Source organism: Pseudoalteromonas rhizosphaerae (genome assembly GCF_902498845.1).
Classification (GTDB): Bacteria; Pseudomonadota; Gammaproteobacteria; order Enterobacterales; family Alteromonadaceae; genus Pseudoalteromonas; species Pseudoalteromonas rhizosphaerae.
Window position 1 is genome coordinate 145,938 of record NZ_CABVLM010000011.1, and the last position, 20,521, is coordinate 166,458.

Annotated in this window: 21 protein-coding genes; 10 read left to right on the forward strand and 11 right to left on the reverse strand. The window is 39.6% G+C overall.

What is annotated here, in order from left to right; translation table 11 throughout:
* Nucleotides 1–104 precede the first annotated feature (104 nt).
* On the forward strand, nucleotides 105–1,337 hold the full coding sequence (locus PSR9079_RS16920; RefSeq protein WP_149982526.1) for a sensor domain-containing phosphodiesterase: 1,233 nt from the start codon (nucleotides 105–107) through the stop codon (nucleotides 1,335–1,337).
* Nucleotides 1,338–1,348: 11 nt separating this feature from the next.
* Here PSR9079_RS16920 and PSR9079_RS16925 read toward each other — a convergent pair whose 3' ends face one another.
* From PSR9079_RS16925 to PSR9079_RS16950, 6 genes are all read right to left on the reverse strand, one after another.
* Nucleotides 1,349–1,861 (reverse strand): MgtC/SapB family protein, encoded by a 513-nt coding sequence (locus PSR9079_RS16925; protein WP_145233140.1) that lies wholly within the window; start codon nucleotides 1,859–1,861, stop codon nucleotides 1,349–1,351.
* A gap of 14 nt (nucleotides 1,862–1,875) precedes the next feature.
* Complete coding sequence (gene rimI, locus PSR9079_RS16930) at nucleotides 1,876–2,982, reverse strand: ribosomal protein S18-alanine N-acetyltransferase (RefSeq protein WP_149982527.1); 1,107 nt, start codon at nucleotides 2,980–2,982, stop codon at nucleotides 1,876–1,878.
* A complete protein-coding gene (locus PSR9079_RS16935) occupies nucleotides 2,982–4,376 on the reverse strand; it encodes a RimK family protein (protein WP_149982528.1) in 1,395 nt (464 codons plus the stop codon). The genes rimI and PSR9079_RS16935 overlap by 1 nt, the downstream gene beginning before the upstream one ends.
* Nucleotides 4,377–4,633: 257 nt before the next feature.
* Nucleotides 4,634–5,110, reverse strand: coding sequence for a GreA/GreB family elongation factor (locus PSR9079_RS16940; protein WP_149982529.1), 477 nt, complete (start codon nucleotides 5,108–5,110; stop codon nucleotides 4,634–4,636).
* Between the two features lie 157 nt (nucleotides 5,111–5,267).
* The gene (locus PSR9079_RS16945; protein ID WP_149982530.1) at nucleotides 5,268–5,936 is read right to left on the reverse strand and encodes a DUF2987 domain-containing protein; all 669 of its coding nucleotides are present in this window, start codon (nucleotides 5,934–5,936) and stop codon (nucleotides 5,268–5,270) included.
* Nucleotides 5,929–6,735, reverse strand: coding sequence for a glucosaminidase domain-containing protein (locus PSR9079_RS16950; protein ID WP_149982531.1), 807 nt, complete (start codon nucleotides 6,733–6,735; stop codon nucleotides 5,929–5,931). The genes PSR9079_RS16945 and PSR9079_RS16950 overlap by 8 nt, the downstream gene beginning before the upstream one ends.
* A gap of 176 nt (nucleotides 6,736–6,911) precedes the next feature.
* Between PSR9079_RS16950 and PSR9079_RS16955 the strand changes: the two genes are divergently transcribed.
* From PSR9079_RS16955 to PSR9079_RS16990, 8 genes are all read left to right on the forward strand, one after another.
* Nucleotides 6,912–8,201, forward strand: a complete 1,290-nt coding sequence (locus tag PSR9079_RS16955; protein WP_149982532.1) for an anti-phage deoxyguanosine triphosphatase — start codon at nucleotides 6,912–6,914, stop codon at nucleotides 8,199–8,201.
* A 19-nt stretch (nucleotides 8,202–8,220) separates the two neighbouring features.
* Nucleotides 8,221–8,532, forward strand: coding sequence for an Mpo1-like protein (locus PSR9079_RS16960; RefSeq protein WP_149982533.1), 312 nt, complete (start codon nucleotides 8,221–8,223; stop codon nucleotides 8,530–8,532).
* 113 nt (nucleotides 8,533–8,645) lie between these two features.
* A complete protein-coding gene (locus PSR9079_RS16965; protein WP_145233131.1) occupies nucleotides 8,646–10,493 on the forward strand; it encodes an ABC transporter ATP-binding protein in 1,848 nt (615 codons plus the stop codon).
* A gap of 321 nt (nucleotides 10,494–10,814) precedes the next feature.
* Entirely contained in the window at nucleotides 10,815–11,915 is a 1,101-nt protein-coding gene (gene mnmA / locus PSR9079_RS16970; protein ID WP_149982534.1) for a tRNA 2-thiouridine(34) synthase MnmA, read from the forward strand.
* Entirely contained in the window at nucleotides 11,915–12,517 is a 603-nt protein-coding gene (gene hflD / locus PSR9079_RS16975) for a high frequency lysogenization protein HflD (RefSeq protein WP_149982535.1), read from the forward strand. Before mnmA ends, hflD begins: the two co-directional genes overlap by 1 nt.
* A gap of 32 nt (nucleotides 12,518–12,549) precedes the next feature.
* Nucleotides 12,550–13,920 carry an adenylosuccinate lyase gene (gene purB, locus PSR9079_RS16980; RefSeq protein ID WP_145233128.1) on the forward strand — a complete coding sequence of 457 codons (1,371 nt, stop codon included), beginning with the start codon at nucleotides 12,550–12,552 and terminating at the stop codon, nucleotides 13,918–13,920.
* An 82-nt stretch (nucleotides 13,921–14,002) separates the two neighbouring features.
* Nucleotides 14,003–15,148 (forward strand): ribosomal protein uL16 3-hydroxylase, encoded by a 1,146-nt coding sequence (locus PSR9079_RS16985; RefSeq protein ID WP_149982536.1) that lies wholly within the window; start codon nucleotides 14,003–14,005, stop codon nucleotides 15,146–15,148.
* A 12-nt stretch (nucleotides 15,149–15,160) separates the two neighbouring features.
* The gene (locus tag PSR9079_RS16990) at nucleotides 15,161–15,619 is read left to right on the forward strand and encodes a GNAT family N-acetyltransferase (RefSeq protein ID WP_145233126.1); all 459 of its coding nucleotides are present in this window, start codon (nucleotides 15,161–15,163) and stop codon (nucleotides 15,617–15,619) included.
* 192 nt (nucleotides 15,620–15,811) lie between these two features.
* On the opposite strand, the gene PSR9079_RS16995 is transcribed toward PSR9079_RS16990, so the two are convergent.
* The 5 genes from PSR9079_RS16995 to PSR9079_RS17015 all read right to left on the reverse strand — a co-directional run bounded on the left by PSR9079_RS16995 (nucleotide 15,812) and on the right by PSR9079_RS17015 (nucleotide 19,075).
* On the reverse strand, nucleotides 15,812–16,267 hold the full coding sequence (locus PSR9079_RS16995) for a DUF4826 family protein (RefSeq protein ID WP_425468867.1): 456 nt from the start codon (nucleotides 16,265–16,267) through the stop codon (nucleotides 15,812–15,814).
* A gap of 227 nt (nucleotides 16,268–16,494) precedes the next feature.
* The gene (locus tag PSR9079_RS17000; RefSeq protein ID WP_149982537.1) at nucleotides 16,495–17,286 is read right to left on the reverse strand and encodes an SDR family oxidoreductase; all 792 of its coding nucleotides are present in this window, start codon (nucleotides 17,284–17,286) and stop codon (nucleotides 16,495–16,497) included.
* A 19-nt stretch (nucleotides 17,287–17,305) separates the two neighbouring features.
* Nucleotides 17,306–17,809, reverse strand: coding sequence for an Mpo1 family 2-hydroxy fatty acid dioxygenase (locus PSR9079_RS17005; RefSeq protein ID WP_149982538.1), 504 nt, complete (start codon nucleotides 17,807–17,809; stop codon nucleotides 17,306–17,308).
* A gap of 89 nt (nucleotides 17,810–17,898) precedes the next feature.
* Nucleotides 17,899–18,318, reverse strand: coding sequence for a hypothetical protein (locus tag PSR9079_RS17010; protein WP_149982539.1), 420 nt, complete (start codon nucleotides 18,316–18,318; stop codon nucleotides 17,899–17,901).
* An 82-nt stretch (nucleotides 18,319–18,400) separates the two neighbouring features.
* Nucleotides 18,401–19,075, reverse strand: a complete 675-nt coding sequence (locus PSR9079_RS17015) for a Crp/Fnr family transcriptional regulator (protein WP_149982540.1) — start codon at nucleotides 19,073–19,075, stop codon at nucleotides 18,401–18,403.
* 51 nt (nucleotides 19,076–19,126) lie between these two features.
* On the opposite strand from PSR9079_RS17015, the gene PSR9079_RS17020 reads away from it, so the two are divergent.
* The gene (locus PSR9079_RS17020; RefSeq protein WP_149982541.1) at nucleotides 19,127–20,437 is read left to right on the forward strand and encodes an amidohydrolase; all 1,311 of its coding nucleotides are present in this window, start codon (nucleotides 19,127–19,129) and stop codon (nucleotides 20,435–20,437) included.
* Nucleotides 20,438–20,521 lie beyond the last annotated feature (84 nt).

The following is a 20,521-nucleotide window of genomic DNA, read 5'->3' on the forward strand; positions in this document are numbered from 1 at the left end:
AAACCGAACTAAGCAGCAAATAAAATCAAACGCTAATTAGACGTTTATATCTATATAAATTATAGTAATAGCATTAAAAGTGCTAAAAATTACATGGAGGCGCCATGACGGCAAATTTTAGCGATGTGCTTTTGGATCAAAAAGATAATTCAACAATCGATGCTAAATTGACAAATTTGCTGGGATTGGTGCGCAAACATTTAAATATGGATGTTGCTTTTATTTCAGAGTTTATTAACGATGAGCGCGTTTTCAAAGTTGTCGATAATCCATCAGCAAATAAAACGGTTAAAGTGGGCAATTCCAATCCTATTAATGAAACATATTGCCATAAAATCAGTGAGAAACAGCTTAGCCCTATTATTACCAATTCAAAAACAAATCCAATTACTCAAATAATGCCAGTAACCGACAAGTTAAACATAGGCGCTTATATTGGTGTGCCTATCAATCTTTCAAATGGTAAATTATATGGTACATTTTGTTGTTACAAATCGCATCATGATGAAAGCTTAAACGAGCGGGACTTGTCTTTTTTAAAGATGATCTCTGAAATTGCAACTGGATTAATTGAAAAAAACCTGCATAACACTGCATTGCATAGGCAAACCAAATTAGCAATTGAGGAGGTTATTGCAAGCAACAATATAAGTATTTATTTTCAGCCTATTTTTAATCTATTTAGTAATAAAATTGCGGGCTTTGAATCACTGTCACGCTTTTTTACCAAACCTTATAAAACACCTGATCTCTGGTTTAAAGAGGCAACAGATGTGGGCCTAGGTGAATCTCTGGAAATGCTGGCAATAAAAAACAGCCTCGCCTATATTGCGCAATTTAATGATACCACTTATATCGCCATTAATTGTTCACCATCCCATATACTCTCGGGTGCACTTGAATATACTCTGCAAGGAGCCGATTGTTCAAGGTTGGTATTAGAAATAACTGAACATTCACCAATATCAGACTATACAGTAATGCGAGCTGCATTAGCGCCACTGCGAAAAAAAGGGCTACGTTTGGCTATTGATGATGTAGGTGCTGGCTTTTCGTCGTTTCAACATATTTTAGAACTAGAAGCCGACATTATTAAATTAGATATCAGCCTTACGCAAAATATAAATAAAGACAATCGGAAGTTTTTACTGGCCAAGGCACTGTGTGGCTTTGCTAAAGCAATAGACTGTACGATTGTTGCCGAAGGCATTGAAACGCAAGCAGAGCTTAACGCATTAAGAAAATTAAATGTTGATAATGTGCAAGGTTACTTTATTGGCCGCCCTGCTCCTATTGAAGATGCATTGAGCTATCAAAGCATGACTTTATCAACATAAAAATGCCACTCTTAGTGGCGTTCTGACTCGTTAATTTCTTTTCGATAGTATCGTTTGTGATAACTTTTAACTTTAGCGTGTACACCTTTACTTAAGCTTTTAAACTTAGCTTCAAGGACATCTACACCATATAAAATACCCACCACTAAAATGGATAGTTTAATAGCTGCCAATAAATTATCGGTTGCAATCACTACACCAATAGATGCCAAAACCCAGATAGTTGCCGCCGATGTTACCCCAACCACAGCACCATCTTTAGCGAGCATCACTCCAGCACCTAAAAAGCCGATGCCAGTAATAATTTGACCAACCACGCGCGAGTGGTCAATCACATCACCATGGAGCATAAACGCCGTGGCTAAGAACAAATAAGTACCTAATATAATCAGTACTGAGGTTCTTATTCCTACTGGTTTGCCTCGTAACTGGCGTTCCATACCAATCAAAGCGCCACAAAATGCAGCACTGCCTATTGCCGACCACGAATAGGGGGCGATATCTACTAATTCAAAAAAAGTCACTCAAAATCCTAAAATTACTGCATGTGTATAGCCAGTGCCGTACTCAAACGAGAACTACCGAAACTGGCCATTTTTAAAAAGTCACTCTTAGCGATTGGTACGTGTTGACAATCAATCGCCAGCTGTTTATCGCTTTCACAAAAAGGGTCATGAACATATAGACAATGCTCATCTAAATGCGTTACACACACCCAATGCGGTGACTTTTTACCATCAAAGCGATACGTACTGATCAATAGCACCACGGCCATTTTGGCTGCTAACCAGCGCTCTATGTGCTCAAGGGTTAAGTCTTGATACTTCACATCTAGTTTGTGATTAATTGCCTCAACCACAAATTGATTATGAACCGTGTGTAAAATTGCTTTCTTCTTATCACTTCTTACGCCATCAACAAACAATGTATCACGTGTATTAATAATCACATCGGCTGTAAAACCGCGTTTATTGGCAGCTAAAGCAAGTCCTAATGGATGACAACCACCATGACCAGAGGTCATAAAAATAGTGGTTGCTTCACGCCAAATATCAAGCTCATTCACTTGTGAAATAATCGCTTTTTTTATTGATGACATTGCCATTAATAATGCCGCTGGCCCGCAAGTAAATTCGGTTGTTTGCTGATACCAAGGCGTTACACGCGAAAACTCAAGCTCATTAGTTTTACGAATGTTTTTTTGCATCCGCAAGGCATCGCTATGATCATCATAATAGTCACTGTATTGCCCAAATACCCGATAGCCAAGCTTTTCATAAAGTGCGATTGCAGCTTTATTATTTACCGCCACTTCAAGACGCATAAATAACCGCCCGCGTTCAGCCGTTGCTCTTTCTAGTGCTTTCAAAAGCTGCTGAGCAATGCCTTTGCCTTGTGCATTTGGTGCAACTGCTAGCGAATATAAACGTGCTAAACGAGTGCCTTTATGACACCACACTAAGCCATAGCCGAGTATCTGTTGATCTAACTCTGCAACCATTAAAATACCATGTTTGGCTGCAATCCAGCGCTTCAAGCTACGCGCACTCAATCTATCTTGATTAAAACTTTGCTGCTCTATCTCAAGTAACGCTTTTAAATCGCTGTCTGTGGCAGCGCGAACTGCCACACTATGCTCGGTCATTAACTCCGGCCTCGTGCTTCGAGGCGTTGTTTAAATTCTTCCATAATGATCATATAAAGTTCATCACCTAAGTAACCATCTTCTACTTTATGGTCAATACTTGGGTTATCGTTTACTTCAAGCACATATGCACGGCCTTGGTGTTCTTTAACATCCACACCATAGAGTCCTTTACCGACAGTTTTACATGCTTTTAATGCCGCATCTAAAACTGCTTTTGGCAACTCAAAAGTAGGCAGTGTTTCAAAACCACCAGAGAAAAACCGTTTTGCATCATGATTATAAATTTGCCAATGATTGCGAGCCATTAAATAACGACATGCATAGATAGCACGACCATTTAGTACCCCTACTCGCCAATCGTATTCTGTGTACATATATTCTTGGGCTAGAACTAAAGCGCTAAATTCAAATAGCTCAGCCAATTTTGCTGCCAGCTCATTGCGATCAGTTACTTTGTAGACACCTTTTGAAAACGACCCTTCCGGCATTTTAAGCACTAATGGATAAGTAAATGCCTCTTCAAGCTGACTGATGGTTTCATCACTTTGATCAGCTACTACTACGGTTTTTAAGCTCGGTACTTTTTGATAATTAAACGCATCATGCAAATACACTTTATTACAACAGCGTAAAATAGACTCAGCATCATCAATCACCACTAATCCTAGGCTCTGCGCCTTACTTGCCAGACGATAAGTTGGGTGGTCAATTGCAGTTGTTTGGCGAATAAATAGCGCATCAAACTGAGCGATATTATCTATTTCGTCAAAGCTTAGCGCTTGAGCATAGATACCATGTTTAGCTGCCGCTTTAATAAAACGGGCTATAGCATCTTTATCGCTTGGTGGTACTTTTTCATTGTGATCAACTAAAATAGCCATATCCCAGCGGTAACGTTTTTGCGTACTGCTTATACGCCACTGTGTTTGCGTAAACTCAGTTAATTTAGCAACAAAGTCTTGATGCTGCTGAGCATTAAGCGACGCCAATGAACCTTGCTGTAACAGCCCAGCTTCATCTACAAATAAAATAGGCGCTGGATATTGTTTAAATACCATTTTTGCCGCTTTGTTTTGTAATTCATTTACTGCGTGCCCAAAATATAAGGCATCATCAAGATGACCAACATTAAGCATTAAAGTTTGGCCACTACGTAGCGCATTAATCGTTTTTACACTTGGTAATACCTGATGTTTACGTGCCTCAGCAAGTAATGAGCAATAATAGCCTTTACTCAAGTATTGGCTTGAGTCGCATAGATTAATAATGCGCGTTTTTGGCTCATTATGCTTTGGGTAATCTCGTAAGTAAGTGTTGAAGGTAATTACGTTTTCGAATGAATGAGCAAGTGCCTGCTCGTTGTTATCAACCACAATCAAGGTTTTAAACACGACTTTTCCTAAAATAAGTCAAAATACAAATATAAGAGTGAATGTAAATAGAAACACCCATACTGCTAAGTCATTGTTGTGCTACTGGTGTACTTAACAGGATGGGTGCTTTAGATTCAGCTACTGCTTAATCTACAGGTGATTTATAAAGGGTTTTTCGCTACCTTACCAACGAGTAATTTTTAGCGTTAAGATAAGTAAATTTAATCAACCACAGTAAGGTCTAATAAAGCTGGTTAAAGCGCCTTTCAGCACCACTAACTTATTGAAACAATTTCTAATAACGTGGATTTATTTGCTATTGTAAAACTAAACTCATCACCTTGTTGCTTATCCATCAGTAATTGACCTAATGGCGACAGTGGTGTGAGAACATACACTGTGGTGTCTTTTATTTTAATGCTTAAACCACCAGAAAGTGGTCCTAAAAAATACCATTTTAGATTTTCGTCTTCATCGCAGATACAGACCAGCGAACCAATGGTAACTTTACTTGATACAGCGATTTTAAATGCCTTTTCAAACTCGATAATACTCAAATGGCAGTCATTCACACGCTGTGCTTGCCCTTGTGCCAAATAGGCAGCTTCTAGGCCTAATGTATCGTATTTATTTTCAGCAATGTTTTCTTCATGAGTGGCGGTGTCATGGGCTGTCTTTGCAGCAGCCTGCGCGGTAGTAAGTTGCGCTTCTAAAGCAAAACGCAGGCATTCAATCACATGGGTTTTATTCATATCTAAGGAATTATTTTAAATCTATAATGACTGTATTTTAACGTGCTTTGGGCTGCGTGTAACTTAATTGCCTAAAAACAAGGTTATTCATAGGCATTGATTAGTAATAACATAAATCAAGCGCTGCTGTTAACAACGCTTGCTGAACTGTTTTTTACTACTTAGCAATCCATGGCGTTACTTTTAGTAATGGCACTGACACAGCAAATGCTGTTTTATCGTCTTCCCACTGCTCAGTAACTCTGACATGACAAATTGCCCCTTGGCAATCAAAAGCAGGATCGGCAATAGTGACTGGATCTGCAAAAGTCAGCACTACACCTTGTTGTTCAGGCAATAAAAAGCTCATCAGTTTGCTAACAAAAAAACCCGACAGATCCGATAATAATTCATCAAACTCATTATTAAGCTGATACAACTGGTGTTTATTCAAATTACTATTATTAAACTCACGCGCTTCAATTTGCAGTTTTAACTGGCAATCGTGATTTTCGTTCTGAGGCTCGATAACCACCACAGCTTTATTTGTATCAAGTTGTTTATCAAAAGGAAGTAAAAGCTGAGCCTGCTCAGTATAATTAAGTGGAAACTCCTCTCGCTCAGTAATAATGCGCCCGGTTTTAATTAAACATTCATCATTACTAGCAATGTCGGTGATATAAAAATTGACCTGAGCAAATTGAAAATCACCTTTATTGACGACTTTTAAACGATCATAAAAGCCATCATAGGAGACCACAAACTCTTTTGCTTGCACAGTAAATGTTGCTATTAGTACAGCGGCAGCTGCCATAATATGACTGATACTACGTACTGGGTTATTCATCAAAGTAGGCTCTATTTTGGTTGATCATTTGATTTAATTCTTCGATATACGCCTCACCACGCTCAGAGTATGAGGTTAATCCGTAGCTTAGTTTAGTCGCTGAAATTGGCTTTTCTTGTAAACGTAAATCGGCGCGGATACTACGTAAATGTTTATAGGCAGCATGAGTATTAATATTCTTAAAATAAGAAGTCACGGCTGCGCGCACAGATTTAAATGCCGCCACCTCATGATCTGCACCGGTATTACGACGATTAGGCACCATACCGCAGCCCTTGCTATAACACCACTGACCAAAAAAGTTTAAACCTATTCGAGCAAATCGAGACGTCCCCCATGCTGATTCGTTGGCCGCTTGCATCAGCGCTAACTCTTTAGGAATAATATCAACTCGGCTTAATGCCTTACGCAAAGACAAACTATCAATCGTTTCTGGTAATTTATAGCTATTTAAAATCGTTTTAACTTGCTTGGTTTGCGTGCGACTTAATGGCTCATCGTATTGCATCATCATCAATGCAATCTCCAACGTTGCCCGCTGCTGCAGAATTTTTTTATTTTCAGCCTCAACATGCGGCCGAATAAAGTTAAAAAAAGCATGTTTTTTTTCTTTTACATCACTAAAACCATCAAAGTCAGGAAGTTTAACATTATGTAATGGCTTTTCTTTCTTTTTGACTGGTGGCTTGATTGAGGTTGTTTCGTCCTCAATAACTGGATCCGATTTTTCTATAAATGGGTAACTCAATGCCCAAATAAAAAATAGGCTAACGATTAAACGAAAAAGATACTTAAGCATGTATTCTCTCAAAGAAACTAACATTTATGCATGGTATATCCACACGCATCTGACCATTCATTATACCTAAGCCCTTCAATAAAGGCGAATATACCCATTGGAAGGATTTATAATCTAAAAAAATCAGCTACAATTAAGCGCATAGAAACGCTAAAAAAGTTACCGGATACTCATTAATGGAATTAGACTGGCAAAGCCGCATAATAAATCAAAACAAGTTTCGCCCTAATGACAATCGCTCAGCGTGGCAAGTAGACCGCTCCCGGATAATCCATGCAGCTGCATTTAGACGTTTGCAAGCTAAAACTCAGATAATGGGAATTGGCCTAAATGATTTTCATCGTACACGATTAACTCATTCTTTAGAGGTATCGCAAATTGGCAGTGGTTTACTTCGTCATTTAGAGAAACAACACCCTGACTTCACACATTTTCCCGACCCTAGTTTGCTTGAGACGCTTTGTTTGGCGCATGATATAGGCCATCCTCCTTATGGCCATGGCGGTGAAATTGCCCTTAACTACATGATGCGTGAACATGGTGGTTTTGAAGGCAATGCACAAACACTGCGCATTGTTTCAAGACTCGAACCATACAGTGATGGTCATGGTATGAACTTAACCCGCCGTACTTTGCTTGGCTTTATAAAATACCCGGCTTTTATTGATGACTTATGGCACACCATCCCACATCATGATCCGCAACGTGCATTTATAAAAGCTGACGACTGGCGCCCAGCAAAGGGTTTATACAAGGATGATAAAGCGACCTTTGACTGGATTGTAGCGCCTTTATCTGACGCTGATAAACAACGCTTAGGCGATTTTAAGGCCGTCGATGAGTTTAGATCTAAAACCAGTTTTAAATCCCTTGATGCAGCAATTATGGAACTTGCCGACGATATTGCTTATGCAGTACATGACCTTGAAGACGCAATTGCAACAGAGCAAATCACCCTAAAAGAGTGGCAAAATCATGCCTTACCCGCACTTGAGCTTGTGCAATGTGAGTGGCTTGGCGACAGTAACTTAACCGAGCGGCTATTTTTAGGTAGCGAAGCACAACGTAAAGATGTGATTGGGGAATTAGTAAACTTATTTATTACTCAATCATCCATTGTGCACACAGAACTTGAGTTTGAAAATCCAATTTTAAATTACACCGTTGAACTACCACACTGTTATCAGCATTTACTTGAGACTTTAAAGTCATTTATTTATCAACGACTCATTCGTGCTTCACATATGCAGCAAATTGAGTTTAAAGGACAAAAATTAATTATTGAATTATTTGAAGCATTTGCCTGCGAACCATTACGACTTTTACCTGAAACCACAGCAAATGTGTTTCGCCTAGCACAACAACAAAATGGTAATACACACAGAGTAATTTGTGATTATTTAAGTGGCATGACTGACGAGTATGCGTTTAAAACACACCAACGCCTTTTTTCAAGTAATAGCTAGCATTAACAAGATATGTGATATGAAAAGTACACCAGAATTTACTAGCTTTAAAAAGTTTTACCCATACTACTTACAAGAACATAAAAATATTACCTGCAAACGGTTACATTTTTTTGGTAGCTCCTTGGTGCTTATAATCGTTTTGTATGTGCTGTATAGCCAACAATTTATGCTGTTGTGGTTGCTACCCATTATTGGTTATGGTTTTGCCTGGGTTGGTCATTTCTTCTTTGAGAAAAACCGCCCTGCTACCTTCAAATACCCATTTTATAGCTTATGGGCAGACTGGGTGATGTTTAAAGATATGCTGATTGGCAAAATAAAATGGTAGTCACTGTTGTTTTGTAATAACCGACAAACAAGCAAAAAGATCATTATGCAAACCTGTTTTTGTCGCTTTTCAGTGATATAGTTAACGCCATTTTTGCTATTCAAGATATTAAAATGTATCGATTATTTGAGCGGATGATCAAGCCGTTTCCCGAACAAAAGCCTACCCAGCCTCCTGCGACGCTATTTGCATTTTGTCGTCACTACACTAAAGGTATGGAAGTCTCGCTATTTTTTATGTCGCTAAGCGCAGCATTGCTCGCGATTTTAGAAGTATCACTGTTTAGCTATATGGGCCAGCTTGTTGATTGGCTAAGTATCTACACCCCTGAAACATTATTTGTTGAGCAAAAATCTGAACTCATAAAAATGGCGATAGTGCTACTTGTTGTCCTACCTATCGTGGTGTTTTTTCATTCTGCGATATTGCACCAAGCCTTGTTAGGTAATTACCCGATGTCAATTCGTTGGTTAGCACATCGCTATTTGCTTCGCCAAAGTGTGAGCTTTTACCAAAATGAATTTGCAGGGCGCATCGCCACCAAAGTAATGCAAACATCCCTCGCGGTGCGTGAAACCGTGATGAAACTACTTGATGTATTAATGTATATCGTGGTTTATTTTGGCGCTATGGTGTTTTTAGTAGCCGAAGCCGATTGGCGCTTAATGCTTCCTTTGCTTGTATGGTTAGCTCTGTATATTTTGATCCAAATGTACTATGTACCTAAGCTCAAAAAAGTGGCTAGCTCGCAAGCAGACGCTCGCTCTGAGATGACCGGCCGAATAGTTGACAGTTACACTAATATTTCGACTATTAAATTGTTCTCATATACCCAACGTGAAGAGCAGTACGCAAAAGACAGCATGGATGTATTTTTACAACCTGTGTATAAGCAAATGCGCTTAGTTACCAGTTTAAATTTTGCCATTCAAACGCTTAACTACTTTTTAGTATTTAGTGTTGCGGCATTATCTTTGTATTTATGGACTCTGAGCGCCATTAGTGCCGGCGCAATTGCAATTGCGGTAAGCTTAGCACTGCGTTTAAATGGCATGGCACAGTGGATCATGTGGGAAATTAGTGGCTTGTTTGAAAACATCGGCACTGTCGCTGATGGTATGAAAACGTTATCAAACCCAATTGAAGTCGATGATCTGCCTGATGCCAGCACATTAAGTGTAACCACAGGTGCAATTGACTTTAATAATGTGCATTTTAACTACGGTAAAGCCGCAAACGAAACGAATCGAGGCGCTGTTATCAATGGCTTAAATCTCAACATCAAGGCCGGAGAGAAAATAGGTCTTGTTGGTCGCTCTGGCGCTGGTAAGTCAACACTCGTTAATTTGTTGCTACGTTTTTACGATATTGATAGCGGTAGTATCAACATCGACGGCCAAGATATCTCAAAAGTGAGTCAAGAAAGCCTGCGTAAGTACATTGCGATGGTTACCCAAGATACTTCTTTACTGCATCGGACAGTCAAAGAAAATATCCTTTATGGCCGCCCAGATGCCAGCGATGAAGAAATGATGAAAGCGGCTAAACAAGCCAAAGCGCTAGAGTTTATTGATGACCTTGAAGATAGCAAAGGCAACAAAGGTTTTGCAGCCCAAGTGGGTGAGCGCGGCGTAAAACTCTCTGGAGGTCAACGCCAACGTATCGCCATTGCTCGGGTGCTGCTGAAAAACGCCCCGATATTAATTTTAGATGAAGCCACCAGCGCGCTCGATTCTGAAGTTGAAGCGGCTATTCAAGCTAGTCTTGATGATTTAATGACCGGTAAAACCGTCATTGCCATCGCGCATCGACTATCCACTATTGCACAAATGGATCGGCTCATCGTACTTGATGAGGGCGGCATTGTAGAGCTAGGTAGCCATGAAGAACTGCTGGCACAAAATGGTATTTATGCCGCGTTGTGGACACACCAAACCGGCGGGTTTATTGGTGTAGAATAACAACTTACATATACATGAGTTTAAGTTTCACTATCGCTGAAAGAGCCTTTGCAACTTAAACTCAGCCATATCAAGCTTAGAAGCTAAACTTATAGCCTTAACCCCCCGTATATCCTTAATGCTCAATTACGCAAAGATTTTTATACACACTTAACCCCACGACAAAACTCATATTTTGGGTGGCTTGGCCGTCGATTTACATGCTATAATCGCGGCCTTTCATAGCCTATGTAGTCAATCAAGGTTGCTTTTATCACCCTGTTTTGTTCGCATAAGCTCTAGTAGTGTAAATGACAGCAACCTGTATAAGCGAAATTATCCATGAGCGAAAATAGTCACATTAAAGTCATCGTTGGCATGTCCGGCGGTGTTGATTCTTCTGTATCAGCTTATTTATTAAAACAACAAGGCTATCAAGTTGAAGGCCTGTTTATGAAAAACTGGGAAGAAGATGATAATGATGAATATTGCGCTGCTGCCGACGATTTAAAAGACGCGCAAGCAGTCTGTGACAAGCTGGGGATTGAACTACACACAGTTAATTTTGCCGCAGAATATTGGGATAACGTATTTGAGTACTTTCTTGCTGAATATAAAGCAGGCCGTACGCCAAATCCTGACATCATGTGTAATAAAGAAATCAAATTCAAAGCTTTTTTAGAATTTGCAGCAACGGCGCTTGGCGCTGACTTTATAGCCACGGGCCATTATGTACGCCGTGAATTACGCGATGATAAATACGTTATGTGTCGTGGTCTTGATGATAACAAAGATCAAAGCTACTTTTTATACACATTAAGTCATGAACATATTGCACAAACGCTGTTCCCAGTTGGTGATATTGCCAAACCTGAAGTGCGCCGCATTGCTGAAGAACAAGACTTAATTACCCACGATAAAAAAGACAGTACCGGTATTTGCTTTATCGGTGAGCGTAAGTTTAAAGACTTCCTACAAAAATTCTTACCTGCACAACCGGGTGTTATTGAAGACACAGACGGTAACAACGTTGGTGAGCACGAAGGCTTGATGTATCACACTCTCGGTCAACGTAAAGGTTTGCTAATTGGTGGCATGAAAGAAGGCTCTGGCGAACCATGGTATGTAGTAGATAAAGACTTAGAACGCAACGTATTGATTGTTGGTCAAGGTAAAAACCATCCGCGTCTTTACAGCAATGGACTAAATGCCAACCAATTACACTGGGTTGATCGTGTTGGGCCAAAAGGTACCACCCGCTGCACGGTAAAAACTCGCTATCGTCAAGAAGACCTAAACTGTACGCTGCTCGTTGGCGATGATGGTTTTGCCCGAGTATTATTTGATGAACCACAAAAAGCAGTAACCCCAGGACAATCTGCGGTATTTTATGCCAACGAAATATGTTTAGGTGGCGGTATTATTGATTCGGTGATCAAATAATGAATGAACACCAAGTCATGGCATTAGCAGCCATGTGCCAAGTTGCTAAACAAGTTCAAAAAATAGCGCAGTACGGCAGTAGCAACGATTACGAATTAGAAAAACTATTAACCAGTATTGTACAAACCTCCCCTGATTCACCCAGTGATGTGTATCAAGGCACTGAGAATCTAAGAGATGGTTATAAAATCTTACTTGATCAACTCAGTGCAGGTGAAAAGAAAGATGTTGAAATCGTCAAATACGTTGGCGGTTTAATGCAACTTGAGCGTGCACTGAGCGCAAAAGCAAGTAGCTTAGCAGAGCTTGGTAAAAGCATTGATGATATCAAGCGACGTCTTGATCACTTTGCTATTACTGATGACACTGTTATTACGGCTCTTGCCGATATTTATTCAAAGGTGCTTAGCCCCCTAGGGCACCGAATTCAGGTTTATGGCAAGCCTGACTTACTAAAACAGCAATTAGTACAACACAAAATACGTGCATTATTATTAGCAGGTATTCGCAGTGCAGTATTATGGCGACAAATGGGCGGTAAACGCCGTCACTTTTTCTTTGCGAAAAGAAGAATTATCGCCATTGCTAAAAACCATATTTAATTATCGTTCAAAACTAAAATTTAGGAGTTATTATGGAGCTTTCAGCGTTAACAGCTATCTCTCCGGTGGATGGTCGCTACGGCAGCAAAACCACTGAACTACGCAGTATTTTCAGCGAATTTGGCTTGATAAAATACCGTGTAACAGTCGAAGTTCGTTGGTTACAAGCCCTTGCAGCAGCTGATGCGATCAAAGAAGTACCGGCATTTAGCGACGAAGCCAATGCTTTACTTAACGCGATTGTTGATAACTTCAGCGAAGCCGATGCGCAACGTGTAAAAGATATCGAGCGTACTACAAACCACGATGTTAAAGCCGTTGAATACTTATTAAAAGAAAAAGTAGCTGACAACGCCGAGTTACATGCAATTAATGAATTTATTCACTTTGCATGTACATCAGAAGACATCAATAACCTGTCTCACGGTTTAATGCTCACTGAAGCACGTAACGAAGTATTACTTCCTTACTGTGATCAACTACTTAATGCAATTAAAGAAAAAGCCATTGAGTACAAAGCAGTACCAATGATGACACGTACACACGGTCAACCTGCAACACCTTCCACTATGGGCAAAGAATTTGCCAACGTATATATGCGTTTAAAGCGTCAACGTGACCAAATTGCACAAGTTGAAATGCTAGGTAAAATCAACGGTGCAGTAGGTAACTACAATGCTCACCTCAGTGCCTACCCTGATTACGATTGGCACAATCATGCTGAGCAATTTGTAACTAGCCTAGGGTTAACATTCAACCCATTTACAACGCAAATTGAACCGCACGACTACATTGCCGAGTTATTTGATGCGATTGCTCGCTTTAACACTATCTTATTAGATTTTGACCGTGATGCATGGGGCTATATAGCGCTAAATCACTTTAAACAAAAAACCATTGCGGGTGAAATTGGTTCATCAACTATGCCACATAAAGTTAACCCGATTGATTTTGAAAACTCAGAAGGTAACTTAGGCCTAGCAAATGCTATTTTCGCTCATCTAGCGCAAAAGCTGCCGGTATCTCGCTGGCAACGTGACCTTACTGACTCAACAGTACTGCGTAACTTAGGTGTTGGTATGGGTTATGCGCTAATTGCATACCAATCAACCCTAAAAGGTGTAAGCAAGTTAGAAGTAAACGAGCAACGTTTACTTGACGAGTTAGATCAGAACTGGGAACTGCTAGCAGAGCCAATTCAGACGGTAATGCGTAAATACGGTATCGAAAAACCATACGAAAAGCTAAAAGATTTAACCCGTGGTAAACGTGTAAATCAAGAGATCATGGCTGACTTCATCGATGGTTTAGAGTTACCGGAAGAAGCAAAAGTAGAAATGAAAAAACTAACACCGGCTAACTATATTGGTCGTGCTGTCGAGTTTATCGACAACCTAGTTTAAGCTTTCTGCGACAACTTATTTTATATACACTATAAAGCGAAAGGCTCTTGCCTTTCGCTTTTTTCATTTTAATGGGGGCAGCATGTATCAATTAACGATTAACGACTTATCCGAGCAAGACTTTCTAACACAGTATTGGCAAAAAAAACCGCTCTTGATCAAGCAAGGGTTTACAGACTTTGCCGACCCGCTTGATGCTAATGAGCTTGCCGGTCTTGCCATGGAAGAGAGCATTGAATCGCGTATTATCACTAATCATGATAATGACTGGCAAGCGCATCATGGCCCATTTGAAGATTTTGAATTACTAACCGAGCAACATTCTACCCTACTCGTACAAGCAGTCGATCATTGGCATCCTAATGCTGCGCAGCTGCTGGAACCATTTCGGTTTATTCCTAATTGGCGTATTGATGACCTAATGATCAGCTTTTCAACGCCTGGGGGTGGAGTCGGTCCGCATTTAGATCAATACGACGTATTTATTATTCAAGGTGAAGGCAAGCGTCATTGGCGTGTCGGTATGCCAGATAATAAACTAAAACAATTTGCACAAAATAAAAGTTTATTACAAGTTGAACAATTTCCAGCCGTGATTGATTGCATCCTAGAACCAGGCGATATTTTATACATCCCGCCGGGCTGTCCACATGAAGGTTATGCTGTAGAAAACGCATTAAACTACTCGATCGGATTTCGTGCACCAAATCAACGCGATCTATTATCAAACTTTGCTGATCACATTATTGATAAAGAAGCGGGAAATAGCCGTTATCAAGACCCTGCAATAACACTGCGCGATTCTAAAGGTGAGATCCAAGCTTGCGAAGTCGAAAACATTAAACTATTAATGCAAGCGGCCCTAAATGACGATGCATTACTTAAATCTTGGTTAGGTAATACACTTAGTCAACCTAAGCATGAAATGGATTTAATGCCACCAGAAGATTTATTTGATAGTGAACAAATAGCTGAGCTATTGAATGATGATGATGTGATTTTTGAGCGCCTCGGTGGCACCCGTGCATTGTATCAAGTTTTTGAAAATGAAATACTTCTCAGCATAAATGGTGAAAACTACCCGCTCCCTGTTAGTGACTTAACTGCGGTTAAATTACTCACTGACCATACTATGGTGACAGCAGAGCAACTAAATAGTTCAAAAAATAGTTTAGTTTTCATACAAACCTTTACTACACTAATTAATGAGGGGATTTGGTTTTGCTAGGAGTGTGTTTGTATGGGCTATCATATCAACAAGGTAGAATGGGATATAGGTAAGGAGTTACTACAACAGATCAGAGAGCGGGTATTTGTATGTGAACTACATATTCCCAAACATATCGAGTTTGATAATCTAGATAGATATGCTCATCATATACTGGTAACAGATGACAGCCAAGGCCCAGTTGCAACAGGCCGATTATGTAGCGATGGCCTTATTGGCCGTATTGCGGTGTTGCCAGAGCACCGTAATCGCTCCGTCTATCGTTCATTGCTGAATTATATCGTTGAGCTTGCACAACAGCAGGGTTGTGATTGCGTCAGCATTAATTGTATTTTAAATGAGGTAGAACGATTTAAACGTAATGGCTTTGAACAACAAGGTTGTGTGTTTATGGAAGCAGGTATTCCACGGCTTCGTATGCAATGCCCCATTAATAAATTCAATACGAAACCATTTACACTGGTGCATTGATAAAAATTTATTAAAAATGGCCATGCTAGCGAGTTAAAAACCACCAATTTAATGCAATCGGCATAAAAAAAGCGAACGTACTAATGTGTAACTCCTCATAACACGTTCGCTTTTTTAAATTTTAAAGCTGTTCTTTATATTAAAATCTTTATATTAAAATCTTTAAGTTAAAATTATGAATAAGCTTTCAGGTTAATTAACTTCGTTTGCCCACAGCTGTTCCTTTTCATATATTTCATAAATACCATGCGCACGATTAATTAGTAGGTTAGCAAAATCAACTTGAGTTTTATCGTGTCCACCGGTTTGCATAATTTGGTCTGCTTTTAACTGCCAATGCAGAGAAAAATATCGCAGCGCATCACGCGCATTTTCGGCAACTGATGCTAACGCATGATCAGTTGGTAAGCGACCGGTGATAACCCAATAACTTTTACCGTCTTGGCCTTTAAACTTCCATAGGGCACATAATGGAGCGATAAAGCGGCTTTCTTTTTCTAGCAAAGTTTTTGGCATTACGCCCTTTTCTGCTAAATGCTTTTGTGCATTTTGAAAACACTCACGTTGCCATGCAATACTTTGCTGCTTTGCTTGTTCTTGTTCTTCTGGTGTTAATTCTTTAAGTTGTTTTTGTTCCACAGTATTCATCACTCGTTTACATAATTTTAGTTACTTTAAGGGCATATAATTATCGGTGCAAGTATAAAAGACAAATTCCAGCGAGATCATAAACGATCGCCTGTTTTTTCTACACTCTAACCCATCGTTCTACGCACAACTGTTTACTAATACAGCAATAAAATCAATTTATAGCTAATTTATAAACTATAAAGCCGTTGTTAATGCATACCAGCACGGTATTATTCATCGTTTGTTTAACGATAATTCTTTTTCGCTGTCATACGATTAAAAAAACTAGGAAAGAAACGTTTTATAGTCGGAGCCCAGCCACTGATCCCCTCGCCAACCACCACTTCATCTTTACGTTTAGCTATTGCACTGACCATTTGCTTCACAGCAGCCGTTACATCCATACCATTTTCAATGGAGTATTCAGCCTTATTTTGCGCAATACCATGTTCATTAAGTGAATTATGAGCAATAGCCGTTTTTATAGAGCCTGGGCAGATAGTCAAACAATGAATGTTTTTATCGGCCACTTCAGCTCGCAAACAATCCATAAAACCAACAACTGCATATTTAGAGCCTGAGTAACCGGTTCTGAATTTAGAGCCAACTTTACCTGCGACACTACTGATTGATACTACACAGCCGCCGCCATTTTTAACCATACTCGGTAATACCGCTTTAGTTAGCGCAATCAAACCAAAATAGTTAACTTCCATAAGTTGACGATACACAATAAAGTCATTTTCTAAAAACAAACTACGCTGCGACACGCCACCATTATTAATTAAAATATCAACGTTACCAATCGTAGCCATACTATTTGTAACATACTCAAGTACCCGTTCAGGTTGTGATAAATCAAGAGGTATTACTTTGTGTTGTCCAGCCGGTAACTCGCTACAAAGTTGATTTAGTTTATCTGCACTTCTGGCTGATAAAATAATATTAGCGCCTAAGTGTGCTAACTGTATCGCTAACTCTTTACCAATACCTGATGATGCCCCGGTGATCCACACCGTTTTATTATTAAAGTTCATGCTCTACCTATGATTATTATTAAGGCTTTGTAGGACCCGCAATGTCTGTGATCTGTTGCTCAAGTTGTTTATATAGTCCGAGTAAAAAAAGCGCCTCAACAAGCACAAATAATGGCCCAATGATAAGCCCGATTAAGTCATCAACAAAAGCTGGTTTTTTACCTTCAAAATAATGCCCAATAAACTGTAAAACCCAGCCAAAAATAAAAACACCTATACTAACAGCTAACCAGCTAGTAAAACTAAGTGAAGCAATTGGCGCAGCCGCTATACTCATTACTACTAAAATAATAGCCATTATCAAACCTAGTGAGACATTAAGCAGTAAATAATAAATCACAGTAACTAACACAAAAACATGAGCGCCATTGATAACATGATCAGCAACTGGTAAATAAATACGCGCTAATAAACACAATACAGCGTATACAATGAGTGGAATACCAAAAAAGTGTGTGAGTACATTGCGTTTTGAACGGTGATATAAGCCATAATTGCCCAGTTGTTGTTGCAGCGTTTTCATTTTCTTTACTTTATATAATTATCTTATTATTTACTTTAGCAGTTAACACAACGTAACAATGTCTTCTACCCGACATTTGTAAAATCCACTTATACAAATGCGCTTATGATTTTACCTTTATCGTGATCCGGGGTTTTAGATTGTAACTCACGGCCTTTTTGATATTCTTGTCCAAGCATTTTTTGTAACGATTCCATTTGTTTTGCTAATTCGTCATTCCCCCCTCCCTGCTCTTGTATTTTTTCTGTCAGCTTTTCAATCGCGGCCTTAAGTTCAGCTATTTTATCTTTATCAACACCTAATCGTTGATAAATAAGCGCTTCATTTGCTTTTTCTAAAAAGTCTTTTCCATATGAAGGGTTTTTAGGGCTGCTAACAGTATTAGCTTGGCTATTTATTGCCGTTTCTGGCAATTCGGTTGCCGCTTTAGGATGGCTTATGCTTTTCGCTTGCACAGGAGGGTTATAAGGTTCTGTACGGTACTGATTATTAAATATTAGTGAGCTCATTGCTTCAAATCCATTGATAGTTTTATTTTATAAAGCAAATTTAAGGTCAATGTACTTATATCAGGTAAAAATAATAACGCAGCTAATGTACAAGTAAAGCCAGCTGTTGTTTATCAAGAATTTCTATACGCTGGTAATGCAGGGAAATAAGATTTTTTTCACTTAATAACTGCAAGATTTGATTAATAGTTTGACGAGTTAAATAGGTCATATCTGCGAGTTGTTGCTGCGATAACATAATAGTAGCGGTATTACTGGGCAGCGACATGGTTGCCATCATAACCAGCCGTTTACAGACTTTCTGCTGTGCAGTTAATAAAGCATGATCTTCTAATGAAGTGAACAGCAGCCGCATTTTTTGTGAAAGTAAAACACCAAAATCATGCCAATAAACAGGCGTGATTGTTAATAATTGTATCAGTGCCCGATGCGGTACATGTAGCAATCGAGCGGGTGTTTGTGCATAAACATCGTGGGTACGCAAACCACCATCAAATAAAGCAACTTCACCAAACCAAATAGCGGGATCTATAAAACTCAGTACCGCTTCTTTACCTTCTCCATTTACTCCACTGACTCGCATAACTCCATTAACAACAGCGTATAAACCCGCATTTTCATCTCCTCTTAAAAATAATGCTTCACCCGCATCGAGTTTAATTACTTTTGCATGTAACAATAGCTGGTGTTGAAATTCTTCCGAGCGGCTACTAAACCAATTTCCTTGGTTAATTATCGCACGGTCCTGTTCATTCATATCGTTTTACTCTACATTAGTTTTAATAATCAAATAATAAAAGGGATCACTATGTTACACAAAGTTATTTACAGCGGCTTATTGCTAAGTACGTTATCTGCACCAAGTTTTGCAGCAGCTCCTGATCAACAGCTCAACAAGAATCTAAAAAAAGCTAACCACAGTGTAAGTGAAAAAGTGATCACTTGGCGACGCCATCTTCACCAATACCCAGAGCTTAGTAACCGCGAATTTGAAACGGCTAAATACATTACTAAACATTTAAAAGCACTGGGGCTCGAAGTACAAACTGGGATAGCCCATACTGGTGTAGTTGCTAAACTCAAAGGTGGTAAAAAAGGCCCTTTGGTGGCACTGCGTGCCGATATGGACGCCTTGCCTGTCACTGAGCAAGTTGATTTACCGTTTGCTTCAACTCAGACCTCAACCTACCGTGGTAATGAAGTCGGTGTTATGCACGCCTGCGGCCATGATAACCATGTCGCTATTCTAATGGCTGTAGCTGAATCTTTGGCTAAAATTCAAGATGACTTAGCGGGTGATGTATTATTTGTCTTTCAACCAGCTGAAGAAGGTGCCCCAGAAGGTGAAGAAGGCGGTGCTGAACTCATGCTAAAAGAAGGCTTATTTAAAGAAAAACCTGACGCCGTGTTTGGTCTACATGTAACCAGTTCATTAAACACCGGCCAAATTGGTTTCCGTGAAGGCCCGCTTATGGCCAGTGAAGATTCATTTACAATCAATGTACAAGGCCGCCAAACTCATGGTTCACGACCATGGAATGGTGTTGATCCGATTGTGGCATCATCACAAATAATTATGGCCGCACAAACAATTTCATCTCGCCAAGTTGATGTTACTAAAGCGCCGTCAGTTATTTCGTTTGGTGCTATTAATGGCGGCGTACGTTCCAATATCATTCCGGATAGTGTCGAGTTAATTGGCACGATTCGCACCTTTGACCAAGCAATGCGCGCTGATATCAAAAAGCGTTTAGTGAAAACAGCTGAAATGGTCGCTGAATCCGGTGGTGCTAAAGCTGATGTACATATCGACCACGGCTACCCTGTCACCGTAAACGATGTAAAACTCACGCAAAAAATGACGCCAACACTAACTAAAGTTGCTGGGGCTGAGAATATCATTACCACTGATTTGATCACCGGCGCTGAAGATTTCAGCTATTACGCTTTAGAAACTCCTGGATTGTTTTTCTTTTTAGGTGTTACCCCACAAGGTCAAGATGCAAAAACGGCAGCAAGTAATCATTCACCACAGTTTTTCGCTGACGAGCAAGCACTGCAATTAGGCGTGAATGCGATGACGCAGTTAGTTGTGGATTACTTTGCGATGAAAAAATAACCAGAACTCCAACGTACATGCTAAATCATAATCGGTTAGCATAAAATAAATATACCCACACTCTGTGGGTATATTTAAAAGTAT

What these genes read in the sequence shown, in the direction of transcription:
- PSR9079_RS16920 (WP_149982526.1), top strand. Translation starts at nt 105, where the DNA reads ATGACGGCAAATTTTAGCGATGTGCTTTTGGATCAAAAAGATAATTCA.
- rimI (WP_149982527.1), bottom strand. Translation starts at nt 2,982, where the DNA reads ATGACCGAGCATAGTGTGGCAGTTCGCGCTGCCACAGACAGCGATTTA.
- PSR9079_RS16940 (WP_149982529.1), bottom strand. Translation starts at nt 5,110, where the DNA reads ATGAATAAAACCCATGTGATTGAATGCCTGCGTTTTGCTTTAGAAGCG.
- PSR9079_RS16945 (WP_149982530.1), bottom strand. Translation starts at nt 5,936, where the DNA reads ATGAATAACCCAGTACGTAGTATCAGTCATATTATGGCAGCTGCCGCT.
- PSR9079_RS16950 (WP_149982531.1), bottom strand. Translation starts at nt 6,735, where the DNA reads ATGCTTAAGTATCTTTTTCGTTTAATCGTTAGCCTATTTTTTATTTGG.
- PSR9079_RS16955 (WP_149982532.1), top strand. Translation starts at nt 6,912, where the DNA reads ATGGAATTAGACTGGCAAAGCCGCATAATAAATCAAAACAAGTTTCGC.
- PSR9079_RS16960 (WP_149982533.1), top strand. Translation starts at nt 8,221, where the DNA reads ATGAAAAGTACACCAGAATTTACTAGCTTTAAAAAGTTTTACCCATAC.
- PSR9079_RS16965 (WP_145233131.1), top strand. Translation starts at nt 8,646, where the DNA reads ATGTATCGATTATTTGAGCGGATGATCAAGCCGTTTCCCGAACAAAAG.
- mnmA (WP_149982534.1), top strand. Translation starts at nt 10,815, where the DNA reads ATGAGCGAAAATAGTCACATTAAAGTCATCGTTGGCATGTCCGGCGGT.
- hflD (WP_149982535.1), top strand. Translation starts at nt 11,915, where the DNA reads ATGAATGAACACCAAGTCATGGCATTAGCAGCCATGTGCCAAGTTGCT.
- purB (WP_145233128.1), top strand. Translation starts at nt 12,550, where the DNA reads ATGGAGCTTTCAGCGTTAACAGCTATCTCTCCGGTGGATGGTCGCTAC.
- PSR9079_RS16985 (WP_149982536.1), top strand. Translation starts at nt 14,003, where the DNA reads ATGTATCAATTAACGATTAACGACTTATCCGAGCAAGACTTTCTAACA.
- PSR9079_RS16990 (WP_145233126.1), top strand. Translation starts at nt 15,161, where the DNA reads ATGGGCTATCATATCAACAAGGTAGAATGGGATATAGGTAAGGAGTTA.
- PSR9079_RS16995 (WP_425468867.1), bottom strand. Translation starts at nt 16,267, where the DNA reads ATGAATACTGTGGAACAAAAACAACTTAAAGAATTAACACCAGAAGAA.
- PSR9079_RS17000 (WP_149982537.1), bottom strand. Translation starts at nt 17,286, where the DNA reads ATGAACTTTAATAATAAAACGGTGTGGATCACCGGGGCATCATCAGGT.
- PSR9079_RS17005 (WP_149982538.1), bottom strand. Translation starts at nt 17,809, where the DNA reads ATGAAAACGCTGCAACAACAACTGGGCAATTATGGCTTATATCACCGT.
- PSR9079_RS17010 (WP_149982539.1), bottom strand. Translation starts at nt 18,318, where the DNA reads ATGAGCTCACTAATATTTAATAATCAGTACCGTACAGAACCTTATAAC.
- PSR9079_RS17015 (WP_149982540.1), bottom strand. Translation starts at nt 19,075, where the DNA reads ATGAATGAACAGGACCGTGCGATAATTAACCAAGGAAATTGGTTTAGT.
- PSR9079_RS17020 (WP_149982541.1), top strand. Translation starts at nt 19,127, where the DNA reads ATGTTACACAAAGTTATTTACAGCGGCTTATTGCTAAGTACGTTATCT.